Origin of the sequence: Pseudoalteromonas mucoides (assembly GCF_049257175.1) — a bacterium.
In the GTDB taxonomy this organism is placed as follows: domain Bacteria; phylum Pseudomonadota; class Gammaproteobacteria; order Enterobacterales; family Alteromonadaceae; genus Pseudoalteromonas.
This window is the reverse complement of the sequence record NZ_JBMMUC010000001.1, coordinates 28,125-40,108: the sequence shown is the minus strand read 5'-3', so window position 1 is coordinate 40,108 and position 11,984 is coordinate 28,125. Positions and strand designations below refer to the sequence as shown.

Annotated in this window: 12 protein-coding genes and 1 pseudogene; 4 read left to right on the top strand and 9 right to left on the bottom strand. The window is 38.7% G+C overall.

Going from position 1 to position 11,984, the window contains the following annotated elements; all coding sequences use genetic code 11:
- Window positions 1-56: 56 nt before the first annotated feature.
- Genes AAEU30_RS00175 through AAEU30_RS00155 form a run of 5 tightly spaced genes read right to left on the bottom strand, consistent with a single transcriptional unit; the run spans window position 57 to window position 1,789 of the window.
- Window positions 57-575 carry a DUF4240 domain-containing protein gene (locus tag AAEU30_RS00175; protein WP_421958733.1) on the bottom strand — a complete coding sequence of 173 codons (519 nt, stop codon included), beginning with the start codon at window positions 573-575 and terminating at the stop codon, window positions 57-59.
- On the bottom strand, window positions 572-766 hold the full coding sequence (locus tag AAEU30_RS00170) for a YwbE family protein (RefSeq protein WP_087531427.1): 195 nt from the start codon (window positions 764-766) through the stop codon (window positions 572-574). The genes AAEU30_RS00175 and AAEU30_RS00170 overlap by 4 nt, the downstream gene beginning before the upstream one ends.
- Window positions 767-824: 58 nt before the next feature.
- Complete coding sequence (locus tag AAEU30_RS00165) at window positions 825-1,286, bottom strand: hypothetical protein (protein WP_421958732.1); 462 nt, start codon at window positions 1,284-1,286, stop codon at window positions 825-827.
- 1 nt (window position 1,287) lies between these two features.
- A complete protein-coding gene (locus AAEU30_RS00160; RefSeq protein ID WP_421958731.1) occupies window positions 1,288-1,575 on the bottom strand; it encodes a hypothetical protein in 288 nt (95 codons plus the stop codon).
- Window positions 1,568-1,789, bottom strand: a complete 222-nt coding sequence (locus AAEU30_RS00155; RefSeq protein ID WP_421958730.1) for a hypothetical protein — start codon at window positions 1,787-1,789, stop codon at window positions 1,568-1,570. Before AAEU30_RS00155 ends, AAEU30_RS00160 begins: the two co-directional genes overlap by 8 nt.
- Before the next feature lie 102 nt (window positions 1,790-1,891).
- Between AAEU30_RS00155 and AAEU30_RS00150 the strand changes: the two genes are divergently transcribed.
- Window positions 1,892-2,698, top strand: coding sequence for an ion transporter (locus tag AAEU30_RS00150; RefSeq protein WP_421959028.1), 807 nt, complete (start codon window positions 1,892-1,894; stop codon window positions 2,696-2,698).
- A 209-nt stretch (window positions 2,699-2,907) separates the two neighbouring features.
- Here the strand turns inward: AAEU30_RS00150 and tnpA are convergent.
- A pseudogene (tnpA, locus tag AAEU30_RS00145) lies at window positions 2,908-3,283 on the bottom strand (IS200/IS605 family transposase).
- A 222-nt stretch (window positions 3,284-3,505) separates the two neighbouring features.
- Between tnpA and AAEU30_RS00140 the strand changes: the two are divergent.
- The 3 genes from AAEU30_RS00140 (at window position 3,506) to fhuF (ending at window position 6,976) form a co-directional block, all read left to right on the top strand.
- On the top strand, window positions 3,506-3,874 hold the full coding sequence (locus AAEU30_RS00140; RefSeq protein WP_421958729.1) for a hypothetical protein: 369 nt from the start codon (window positions 3,506-3,508) through the stop codon (window positions 3,872-3,874).
- Between the two features lie 45 nt (window positions 3,875-3,919).
- Complete coding sequence (locus AAEU30_RS00135; protein ID WP_498049580.1) at window positions 3,920-6,067, top strand: TonB-dependent siderophore receptor; 2,148 nt, start codon at window positions 3,920-3,922, stop codon at window positions 6,065-6,067.
- Window positions 6,068-6,190: 123 nt separating this feature from the next.
- Window positions 6,191-6,976 (top strand): siderophore-iron reductase FhuF, encoded by a 786-nt coding sequence (gene fhuF / locus AAEU30_RS00130; RefSeq protein WP_421958728.1) that lies wholly within the window; start codon window positions 6,191-6,193, stop codon window positions 6,974-6,976.
- 63 nt (window positions 6,977-7,039) lie between these two features.
- On the opposite strand, the gene asd is transcribed toward fhuF, so the two are convergent.
- The 3 genes from asd to AAEU30_RS00115 all read right to left on the bottom strand — a co-directional run bounded on the left by asd (window position 7,040) and on the right by AAEU30_RS00115 (window position 11,976).
- Window positions 7,040-8,176 (bottom strand): aspartate-semialdehyde dehydrogenase, encoded by a 1,137-nt coding sequence (gene asd, locus AAEU30_RS00125; RefSeq protein ID WP_421958727.1) that lies wholly within the window; start codon window positions 8,174-8,176, stop codon window positions 7,040-7,042.
- A 168-nt stretch (window positions 8,177-8,344) separates the two neighbouring features.
- Window positions 8,345-9,148: a polyphosphate kinase 2 family protein gene (locus AAEU30_RS00120; protein WP_421958726.1), complete on the bottom strand. Its 804-nt coding sequence runs from the start codon at window positions 9,146-9,148 to the stop codon at window positions 8,345-8,347.
- A 137-nt stretch (window positions 9,149-9,285) separates the two neighbouring features.
- Window positions 9,286-11,976, bottom strand: a complete 2,691-nt coding sequence (locus tag AAEU30_RS00115) for a TonB-dependent receptor domain-containing protein (protein ID WP_421958725.1) — start codon at window positions 11,974-11,976, stop codon at window positions 9,286-9,288.
- Window positions 11,977-11,984: the final 8 nt, after the last annotated feature.

Genomic DNA, 11,984 nt, shown 5'->3' with positions numbered 1-11,984 from the left:
TTAAGGTTACATTACGCAGTAACCTTTAATTGGAAAATTAATGAAAGGAACTTATATTACTGCCAATACTTTGCGAAGAGCTGTGGGTAGGTTAATTTTAAAAACTTTGGCTTGTCTTTAAAACGTTTGCCTTTTGGTTGGTCTAGCCCTGAAGGCACAAACGGTAATTCATCGTCATTACGCTCTTCATAGAGTAAACCGGCAATCAGGTCATATTCATCTAAATATGGGTACGGTTGCTCATTAAGATGATAAACAGGTGTGCACTGTGCTAATGAGTCAGGGTTTTGCAAAGCTTCATTGAATACCTGCTTGCCACGTGAGATTAACCAACAACGAAACTCTGAAAAGCCATAATCGTCGTTACAGCCAGCCATAACAAACGCTGCACCAAATAAATCCCAGGTATAGCTTTGACGCATGCAGATACTAAACTGTTTATCAAAGGCGATTAGTTGTTCGTCATTTAAATCCGCTAATAATGTTTTTAAGCGTTGAGTAACAGATTCAGGATCTGCTGTTTTATCATCAACAGTGACTAATCGCCAAAAATCAGACTCAGTGAATTCACTCATGAAACAATCTCTTTAACACGCCCTACTTGGCCGTCTTCTAACTGCACCTTAATGCCATGAGGGTGATTCGGTGATTTAGTCAATAAACGCGAAACAATGCCGTTAGTTAATGTGCCACTACGTTGATCTTGTTTTAAAACAATGTTGACTTCAGTGCCAGGGGAAATTTGAGAACGAGTAGGAACAGCCATAAATATATCTCTTTTACTATTTTGCTCGATTATAGCGGTATGTGAGGTCTACACCAAATTAAACTACAGTGAGAGTAATCGAATGTTGTTCACTCGCTGTTAAAATTGAAATTACACGCGTCTCAATATCAGATGCTTTGCCAATTATTTGAAAATCTAATCCTTGGCCATTGCCATCAAGTATACAACTTAGGTAATTGTCTGCAATTGTGATTTGGCTTATTCTTTTGACATCAACCTGTGATACTTTTTTTATTGGTGCCTGGTTTACAATTAACTGATTGTCAGCTCTGGTAATGGCATTAACAAGAGCATGTTGTTTTATAAACTTATCACTGTAACGACGAGAAAATGCCCAAAATGCTATTGCGATAATAAAGCCATTACTAAAAATAGGTATAGGGTCATCATTCGTTGGTGCTGTGATTTGATAAATACCTAAAATGAAAAATATCACAGCAAGAGCTAATAAACTGCGCTGCTTTTGTTTATTAGATAGGTTTGAAAAAATGGTTATCATGTTAAAGTGAATCCGCTAAAAAAATAATTGCTTGAGGCTTTATGTTGATTACTGAAAGCTGTCCTTTTATTTCATTTTCAAACGCTGGTAGTTGTTGTTTGCTGTTAGCCTCGGATAAGGCTAACTCATCAATAAAGTAACAAGTAACCTTTAAACTACCTGCTGGTTTTTTTAAATCCACATCATGCGTTAAATAAGCAAAGCCGCTACAGTTATTTTTTATATTCTCACAGGCAGCAGTTAACGCTTTACGAAGCGTATTATCGAGTCGTTTTTCTGTTTTAGTCATTTCTAGTTGTTTGCTCTGTGGTTCTGCTTCTTTTGTATTCGTCGTAGCTATCTTCTTGGCGTTTAATGCACTCGTGATATTCTTTATCAGCCATATAGTTACATTCATCTAAACGTGCTGATTGAATTTCATGATAACGGCTATCTGATGTACACGCAGACAAGATAAAAACAATTGAAGCACTAAAAAGTAGCTTCAGTATATTGAAAATCATTAAAAATTCCTTACATTTTATACCGCAAAACTAATTCATCACACTCGGTTTTGCTGTATATTGCAAACGTTTTAAGTTAATTACCATTAAGGCTGTATTATGATGTTGTCGCAGTTACAAGAGCTGTTCCAGCGTATCGATAAAAGTAAAATATTTCAATCATTTGTTATCGCCGTTATTGTGATCTCTGCGTTAACTGTAGGCGCACATACCTACTCCTTACACCCAACAGCAGAATTTGCTTTGCACTGGATGGATATAGCAATCACTGCATTTTTCCTCGTAGAGCTTGTTATTCGCTATTTTGCGAGTAAAGGAATTAAAGATTTCTTTTCCAAAGGTTGGAATATATTCGACTTTATCATTGTGGTAGGCAGTTTATACCCTGCGGCAGGTTCAACCATATTTATTGCTAGGTTATTAAGAATTTTCCGCGTATTGCGGTTAGTATCTATGATCCCCGAACTGCGTTTGCTGGTTAACTCTCTACTCAAAGCTATTCCACAAATGGGCTATATCGGTTTATTAATGTTTGTGATTTTTTATATTTACGCAGCAATGGGCAGCATGTTATTTGCTGATATAAACCCCGTATTATGGGGGGATGTGTCGATTTCAATGTTAACTCTCTTTAGAATTGCTACATTCGAAGATTGGACCGACGTCATGTACGAAACCATGGCAGTTTATAAGTTAAGCTGGATTTTCTATCTTACGTTTATATTCTTAACGGCATTTATATTTTTAAATATGATGGTCGGGGCTATTTTAGAAGTTATGTCTGAAGAGCATCGTAACGCTCGAGAAGAGCAGATAAACGACGATGACATGCCTGCAACCAAAGGCCAAATAACTCAACTAAAGGATGAAATAGCTGAATTAAAACAATTACTTAATAACAAAGGATAACTCATAGTAAATTTTAGGGCTCGCTTTATCACCGAGCCCTTTATGTTCACCGTAAAACCGCTCTTACGGGTTTAGGGAACGTAGGCGTGAAACTTGTCGCTATAAAGCAGTTTTAAGCTAAATATTGAAAAGCACTAAACTGGCATTTATACTATTAAAGAATTGGCCGCAAGCGACCGAGTTCAAAGGAGCCCTAATTGGACCCCGTGTTATTCTTTATTGTCTAATTCGGTTAGCTGATTTTGCACATACGCTCTAATCTTATCTTCGTTAGCACTTCCTATCGTTTCGGAAAAATAACTCTGAGTCCACAGCTTACCCCCTAAAAGTATCGCCTCTTTACATCTGGATAAAGTCTAAAGAATTCTCTCGCCGAAATACTCTTTGCTATCTGCATTATTTTAATAGGTGACATTTTCGCTTCACTTCGAACTACCATATGAAAGTGATCTTCTGGTATTTCTAACTCGATTATATCAATGTCATAGTCGTAACCAATCTTTGAATAATTGCTTTCATCTCTGCCCTATAAGGCTCTGAGAACACTTTATGTCGATATTTAGGGATCCACATTAAGTGGTACATGATCCTAAAAACGTGATGCGTATTTCTTTGAAGTTCCATGTGTTCGATACGCTCTATTAAATAAAAAAACAATATGCTGAATAGTAATTATTTGCATTAAGGTTAGCTGTATGATACTTTCCAAATTATAGGTACAGGGTGTTGCGGATTTTAATTAATTGGAGACAAGAGAAAAGCTCTTCTTGTCTCTTGGTTACTAAATCAATGTTAAAGGATATACATATGGATAATTTTAAACCGCCGCAATATCAATGGATTAATGATTCTAAAACTAAACAAACCAATGCCCCACTTTTTGGTGTTTCGCCAATGCAGGATTACTCACAATTAATGCAATTGGGTATAAACACTCTAAGCGAGCGCATTAAAAAAGTTAATTCTCCTACCAGTGGAGTACATCCTACACAGTTACAAAAAGAATTTGCAGCCATTGATCTAAACACACCTTTGAATGATATAAATCAAGTACTTAAAGAGCTAGATCAGCTTTATTTGAAGCACGCAATATACTTTTTTGCTGGGGATATCAAAAACCCACTGCATGATTTTGCAACTAGTCATGACTTTCAACATGACATAACAATGGCTTAAGCATAGGCCTCACTATTTATATACGTAATAGGACTACGAATAAAAATGAAAAAGACTAACTACTTTAAACTCACGCCTGTCGCACTTTCTTGTTTAGCGATATTTAGCCAATCTTTACAGGCCGAGCAAAAAAAGCATAGCGATATGGAAGTACTCACAGTCGTTGGTGAACAAAGCAATGCCCGAGGCTATAAAGTTGAGCAAATGAGTACAGCAACGGGTTTAGAATTGTCATTTCTAGAAACACCACAATCAACCACAGTCGTGACTGAGCAAGCGATGAAAGATCAACAACTAAACTCAGTTATTGAAGTGATGAGCAGCGTAACAGGGATTAATACCCGACCTTCTGACAACGACCGCTATTCAATCAGCGCCCGTGGTATTGGCGTAAGCAGTATTTTATATGACGGAGTGGCAACAACCTACGATACTCGCTTTAACTATGGTGACAACTTGATGGATAGCGCAATTTATCAGCGCATAGAAGTTGTTCGCGGTGCAACAGGTTTGATGCTGGGGGCGGGTAGCCCGTCGGCTGCGATTAATTTAGTTCGTAAGCGTCCGACAGAAGAGTTTCAAGCAAGCGTAAGCCTAAGTACAGGTTCATGGCAACAGTTACGCGGTATTGTTGATTTATCGGGAGGCTTAAATCAAGACGCAAGTGTTCGAGGTCGAGTCGTCGTAGCGTATCAAGATCGTGAAAGCTATCAGCATCGTTACGAGCAGCAACGACAAACTCTATACGGTATTATCGAAGCAGATATAGGTAGTAATACATTACTGACGTTAGGTGCTGACTATCAAGACACCAAACCTGAAGGCACTATGTCAGGCGGATTACCGTTATTTGACAACCAAGGCAATAGAACTAACTACAGCCATCATATATCAACAGCCCCACGCTGGGCGTCATCTAAAACCAAAGCGTTGAATAGCTTTGCTACAATTGAACATAATTTTAGTGATGACTGGCAACTCAAAGCAAGCTACATCTATGGCGATAACGATTTAGAATTTGATGTGTTATGGGCTACAGGTAACCCAGATCCAATAACCAACGAAGGTATGATACCTGGCTCATTGGCATTTATTGACGGTAATCGAACCCAATATACATTCGACTTAAAATTAACGGGTCACTTTACCCTCTTTGACCGCTCACAACAAATTCTAGTTGGCGCAAATCAACAGAAGCAAGAGTTTGCCAATCCATATTATGGCTCTTTAGATGAGGCTCTACCTTTAGGTGACTTTAGAGATAAAGGTTTTACATATCCGACCCCTACATGGAGCGATGAAGTTCTGTATGGCTCATGGGGAGAAACAAAACAACAAGCAATATACTTTGCCTCTGAAATTGAGTTAACCGACTCACTTTCTATGGTAATAGGTGGGCGTATTGATAATTGGGAAACTGACCAAGATAATTTTGGCACCATTCATGATTACGAAGTTGATAATGAATTTACCAGCTATGTCGGCGCCACCTATGCTATTGGGCAAAATGTATCACTGTATGCCAACTACACAGATATTTTTACACCACAAAGTAGAGTGCAAGCTGATGGCAGTTACCTCGATCCTGTTAAAGGAAAAAACTATGAAGCAGGTATTAAAGCCAGCTTATTTGAAGAAGCGTTAGACACCTCACTCTCGGTGTTTGAGATCCGTCAAGATAACGTTGGTGAAGCAACGGGAGAAACCTTACCTGGAACAACGGTTCCTATATACCGCGGTATTGATGGCACTAAAACACAAGGATTCGAATTTGAAGCCAATGGTTCAATCAATGAGCAATGGAACGTCTATTTTGGTTATAGTCAATTTGAAACAGAAGACCCTGATGGTGAAAAAATAACAACCACCAGCCCAAAACATCAAGTAAAGCTCTTCACTACCTATGAATTAGATAACTGGGTAAATGGCTTACAACTGGGTGCTGGTGTTAATTGGCAAAGTGAGATCCACAGAGATGTTACTAAGCCAGATAGAAGCTCAGTGGAGGTTAGCCAGCAAAGTTATGGGCTTGTTCGATTAATGGCAAGATACAATGTAAACGATCAACTAACATTGCGCGCTAATTTAGACAACGCATTCGATAAACGTTATTACAGCCAATTAGGCTTTTATAACCAGTTTCAATATGGCGCACCACGAAACTTTAGCATCACTGCTCAATATAGTTTCTAAGTAACTCGACATTATTGCGAATTGCTATTATGCCGCCTCTGTATGAGGCGGCATAAAATACACTTTAAAGACGCAATTTTGTGAAGAAACTTCCACCCCAGCATAATGAAAGTACAAACATACATGGCGTTACACAATACCACTGAGCTAAACTCTTTACTGGAGCGACAGGCTCCATTTTATAGTCAGCATTTTAAAATTATTGAGCCACATCAACCTCTCCCCAAAAACTGCCAACCATTATCACAACAGTTAAATAAACCGCATTATACAGAAGCACTCGTTACATTTTCTAAGAGCTATCAACAACCGCAACAAGAATCAATCGACTTTAGCGCATTACATTCTATGTGGAGCCAATGGTTTTTCGGCTTTTTGCTTCCGCCACTATTAGAATACGCATTAAAAAGCCAAGCGAGTGTATTGCATGCTGCAATGAACCTTAAAAACTGGCATTGGACTTATCATCAAACGGGGCGAGTAGAATGTTTCTATTTAGTACTTAGAGAAGAGCAAATTCAAAGACCGACTGAGTTACCCATCACATTGCTAGAGCGGTTACTTGTTAAGCTGATAAACCCTATTGTAAAACAACTAAGCACCCTGTCGCCGGTGTCAGAAAAGTTATTTTATAGTCATGTTGCGTACTGTTTTTATTGGTATTTGTCAGAGATGCCGTTAGCTCAAGAATTCAAATTTAATTTACTAACCCAGTTATTTAGTAAAGACACATTATTACTCGCTAAAGACGCTACTTTGCCACACCCTTTATGGCGCAAAATTAGACTTAAAAATAGTGAGTACCCACGTATTATGTGTTGTTTACGGCATAAATTACCTAACACACCAATGTGTAATATTTGCCCATTGAACAAAAATAAGCACAAGGTCTGTAAAACAATGACATAAAGGCTCTGTAAAGAGCCTTTATAGAATATTTGAGCAAAGTTTTTTGCTCAAATATAATCTCATTTAGCCTTCAACAATAATGCGTAGCATACGACGAAGTGGCTCTGCAGCACCCCATAGTAATTGATCACCCACGGTAAACGCACTGATGTACTCAGGGCCCATAGATAATTTACGAATTCGACCAATTGGGATATTCAATGTGCCTGTAACTTTAACGGGTGTTAAATCTGTCGCGGTGATATCACGTTCATTGGGTACCACTTTTACCCACTCGTTATGAGAGGCTAAAATCTCCTCAATTTTTTCAACGCTGATATCTTCGCGTAATTTAATGGTCATGGCTTGTGAGTGACAACGCATAGCACCAATGCGCACGCATAAACCATCAACAGGGACAGGCTGCTTAGATGAACCTAAGATTTTGTTGGCTTCAACCTGTGCTTTCCACTCTTCTTTCGATTGCCCTGATGGCATAGGCACATCAATCCACGGAATTAAGCTGCCTGCTAACGGTACACCAAATTGATCTTGAGGTAGCTCGCTTGATGCAATTTGCTCAGTTACAAGTTTGTCTATTTCTAAAATGGCCGCTTGCGGGTCTGCAAGCTTATCTGCAACGCTTGCGTGAATAGAGCCCATTTGAGCAATAAGCTCTTTCATATTACGAGCGCCGGCACCTGAAGCTGCTTGGTAAGTCATTGGGCTTACCCACTCAATCAAGTCTTGCTCAAATAAACCACCTAAAGCAAGCAGCATTAATGAAACCGTACAGTTACCGCCTACATAAGTTTTAACACCTTGTTCAAGACCTTGTTCTATGACGTCTTTATTAACAGGATCAAGCACGATTATACTGTCATCTGACATACGCAGAGCTGACGCTGCATCTATCCAATAGCCATTCCAACCTGATTCTCTAAGGAGTGGATATACCGCTTTTGTGTAATCACCGCCTTGGCAGGTAATAACAATATCCATTTTAGCAAGCTCTTCAATACTATTGGCATCAAGTAAAGGTTTGGCAGTTCCAGCTATATCAGGCCCTAACTGACCTGTTTGAGAGGTGGTAAAAAAAGTGGTGTCAATATTGGCAAAGTCATTTTCTTGCTGCATACGTTCTAATAATACTGAGCCAACCATGCCCCTCCAACCGACTAATCCTACTTTTTTCATTGTTTGTTCCACTATTTGAGTCATAAGAAATACCTAATACGTTAAAAATTGAAGTTCATTGCGTGAGACTTAATTTTTAGACGAGTTAATCTAGCATTGCGGTAAATGCAAAACCAGTAATAGTCATAGAACATAAAAATATTTCATATTGATTTCTAATAATTACCCAAACCATCTCAATGGGTATCAACATCAATCAATAGTTATCTCTTCTAAACTGGGATCTAAAGCTGGTGGAGAAATATCTATTCCTTTGCGTAACTGCTTAACGACTGTTTTCAGTACATCAATTCGAGCAAACCATTTATATTGTGCAGCAATTATATACCATGGCACTGATTGGGTATGAGTAAGGTTAAACATAGTATTGATTGCATTTACATACTCACCACGCTTTTGGCGGTTACGAATGTCCTCACTGGTGAGTTTCCAGCGTTTATAAGGGTCTTCTAAACGCCCTTCAAAGCGCTTTAGTTGCTCATCGCTACTGATATTTAAAAACAACTTAACAATACGAACATCATCATCAATTAATAAACGCTCAAATTCATTAATCTCTTGATAAGCCCGTTGCCACTGCTGTGAAGTGGCAATTCCCTCAACTCGTTCTACCAAAACACGGCCATAATAGGATCGATCAAAAATGGCAATAGTGCCTGGCGAAGGCAACTTAGTCATAAATCGATACAAATAATGTTTGCCTTGCTCTTCAGACGTTGGCGCAGCAATGGGATAAACCTTAAAACCACGCGGGTCAAGTCGCTGCGTTAAACGCCTAATTGCCCCACCTTTTCCCGCTGCATCCCAACCTTCAAAAACAATAATAGCGCGACGCCCTTGATGGAAATAAGCTTGCTGTACATGTAATAATTCAGTTTGCCAGTGTTTGAGCTGCCGTTTATAGGTTTTTTTATCTTTAATGCTAGGCCACTGATGTTGTGATTCGTCGAGTTGTAATTGACTTTTATTACGTTTAATTTTACTGACTGTATGCACATTAAATCCTTTTCAACAAGCTACTCTAGCTTATGTAGTTTTCAATAAGCATAGCAAACAGATGGGCAAAAAAAAGCCCTACAAATGTAGGGCAATGAATTGAGGTTATTGTATTCGCCTTCCTAGGCTAAATTAGATTAAAACTCATAAGAGTATGCAATACTAAATTTAGTGCCTTCTTCTTTTTTCCATAGTGATAAACCTTCTTGCTCAATTTCTTTATCTTGACCAAGAATATTTTCAACTTTAAATTTAACTTTACTGCTAAAATTTGGAAAGTAAGAATAAACCAAATCTAATGAATGGAATGACTGTTCCTCAGCATCTTCATTACCACGAGTACCTGGTACGATTATTCTAGGCCCAAACACATTATAAACTAATGATGTTGAATGGAAGCCATCATCGGAGTCATAACCCATTTGTAAGTTAGTTACCCATTCAGAGTGACCTACAAGTCGACGTTCATTATTTGTTACAATGTTAGAAACGGAATCAGCTTCTAATGCATCTTTTAATTGCTGTTCAAATAAAGAATCTACGCCATCAGAATCATCAATACCAAGGTTCACTGATGAATCTGACAAAGTTAAATTACCTGATACAAATATATTAGCTAAAGACGAGTCAATAAAGCTAAAGTCAGATAAAAAGTCTAACTCGATACCCGTTAACTCACCAGACTCTGCATTAGCTGTTAATAGCTGTGGTGCAGCACCACCAACCCCTGCAAGCTCAACCATTTCAATTGGATTCTCAATATCTTTATGGAATAAAGCAACTGAGAAGTTATTTCCTGATTGCATATACCATTCGAATCTAAAGTCAATGTTCTTTAATTTAGAGCTTTGTAAGCTAGGTGAACCACGCACTAAAAACTCAGTTAACGGATCAACATAGTAACTAGAGCTAACATCACGCATATCAGGACGAATGGTAGTTTCGCTTAAGTTTAACCGAAATTGCATTTCTTCATCCATAATATAAGTAACCGCAAGAGACGGAAAGAAATCGTCATCTTTAATTGCTACTTCGGTGATTTCATCAGTCGTTGCGTCAAATACATTACTGTGTGCTTTAAACGGCACAGATACTTGTGCAAAATCTTCCCAACGTACACCACCTGTAAAGCGCCATGTATTATCTAAGAAATAATCAGCCATGAAATAATAAGCATCTAGCTTATTCGCTGCAGTGTATGAATCTCCATCAGCTGTTCTATCATCAAAAATTCCTGAACCAGTGGAGCTGGCGTAGAAATCATCATTGTTGATATTATCATTAGTGAAAATTTCATCTAAACGAGAACCATAGCTGTATTCATCAGCAATACCACGGTGGGTAATACCAAAACGCGTATTAGAAGCATCACGAGATTTTTCGGAAAAATCGCCACCCGCTTTTAATTCAAGCTCATAGCCATCACCATAAAATGGCATGCCCATATTCCAGCCCCAAGTATCTACCTTATCATGTAGGGTTTGAAACTCTCGGCTTAAATTTGTTGCAGAAACATCTTGTAATTGTTCAGATTCAAAAACCCCATCGCTATAATTTTTTTGAAAAATAGCGTCAACCATACCTGGTGCATCACGATTAGCACGGCTAGTGCCTGCGTACCAATCAACAAATAGGTTGTTATACTCTATAAAATTATGAGTACCTTTTAACTGGCTAGAAAACATTTCGCGTTCTTCATACACGACATCGACACGACGTAATTCACGAGTTCCTTCTTCTGACTCATTGGCATCATAGAAGTTACGGTCACGCACACGATCACGCATATCATGTAAAGCAATATTAGTTAGTTCTACTTTATGATTTGAATTAAATTCATAACCCAAGTTTAAAGTTCCACTCCAGCGAACACTTTGTTCTGTAGAAGTACCATCATAATATTGCGCGAAACATTTGTCTTCACAGCCTAAGCTACCTAAGTTGGTGCCATTTTGCTCTTGGCTAACTTCCCACTCGTTTTCATACGAAACAGCCGCTAGTACACCAAAAGTACCTAAGTCACTCTCAAAGCGATCACCAAGTGCAACTGAAAAATCCATACCTAATGGGACATCTTTTTCGGTTGGTCCAATGTTCCAATCAAGTGAAGACATTAATGCCTGACGCTGCTCAAGAGTGGTATCAAGGTTACCTTCAATACCATCAGCTGCAAAAGCATTAATAAACTCTTGAGGTAATGCGCGTGTACCATCATCACGCCCCATCCAATCATCACCACCACCTTCATAGAAATAACCTGTTTCACTATTACTGGTATCATATGAAGTACCAACATCAATTTTGAATAAGAAATCGCTCGGGATAGACTTAGTTCTGATGTTAACGTTACCACCACCAAAATGCGCTGGCATGTCAGGTGAAAATGATTTTTGTACACTTAAGCTTTCTATGATGTCTGATGGAAATAAATCCAAAGGAACAACTGAACGCGTAGGATCGGGACTTGGTACATACATCCCATTTAATTGTGTACTTGAGTAACGCTCACCTAAACCACGTACATAGATAAATTTGCCATCTACAAGGGTTAAGCCTGTTACACGGCGCAGTGCTGAAGCAGCATCACCATCGCCCGTTCTTGAGATTTGGTCGGCACCCATAATATCTGCAACAAACGCTTGATTTTGACGCTCTTGCAATACGGCACCTGCACTTCCTTTTAAACGCTGCCCAACAGCAACCACTTCTTCTATCTCTTGGTCAGATTCTTGCGCTTGCGCAGAACTTATCGACAAACCCAAAAGAGCAGCAACAACCGCGTAATTTAGCTTTGAACGACCAAGTTTAGAGGGGTTAAAAGAATTCATTATTATAC

Bases quoted from the DNA above. Each gene is read 5' to 3' on its own strand.
- AAEU30_RS00165 (WP_421958732.1), bottom strand. From the start codon at position 1,286: ATGATAACCATTTTTTCAAACCTATCTAATAAACAAAAGCAGCGCAGT.
- AAEU30_RS00155 (WP_421958730.1), bottom strand. From the start codon at position 1,789: ATGATTTTCAATATACTGAAGCTACTTTTTAGTGCTTCAATTGTTTTT.
- AAEU30_RS00175 (WP_421958733.1), bottom strand. From the start codon at position 575: ATGAGTGAATTCACTGAGTCTGATTTTTGGCGATTAGTCACTGTTGAT.
- AAEU30_RS00150 (WP_421959028.1), top strand. From the start codon at position 1,892: ATGTTGTCGCAGTTACAAGAGCTGTTCCAGCGTATCGATAAAAGTAAA.
- AAEU30_RS00170 (WP_087531427.1), bottom strand. From the start codon at position 766: ATGGCTGTTCCTACTCGTTCTCAAATTTCCCCTGGCACTGAAGTCAAC.
- fhuF (WP_421958728.1), top strand. From the start codon at position 6,191: ATGGCGTTACACAATACCACTGAGCTAAACTCTTTACTGGAGCGACAG.
- AAEU30_RS00160 (WP_421958731.1), bottom strand. From the start codon at position 1,575: ATGACTAAAACAGAAAAACGACTCGATAATACGCTTCGTAAAGCGTTA.
- AAEU30_RS00115 (WP_421958725.1), bottom strand. From the start codon at position 11,976: ATGAATTCTTTTAACCCCTCTAAACTTGGTCGTTCAAAGCTAAATTAC.
- AAEU30_RS00140 (WP_421958729.1), top strand. From the start codon at position 3,506: ATGGATAATTTTAAACCGCCGCAATATCAATGGATTAATGATTCTAAA.
- AAEU30_RS00135 (WP_498049580.1), top strand. From the start codon at position 3,920: ATGAAAAAGACTAACTACTTTAAACTCACGCCTGTCGCACTTTCTTGT.
- asd (WP_421958727.1), bottom strand. From the start codon at position 8,176: ATGACTCAAATAGTGGAACAAACAATGAAAAAAGTAGGATTAGTCGGT.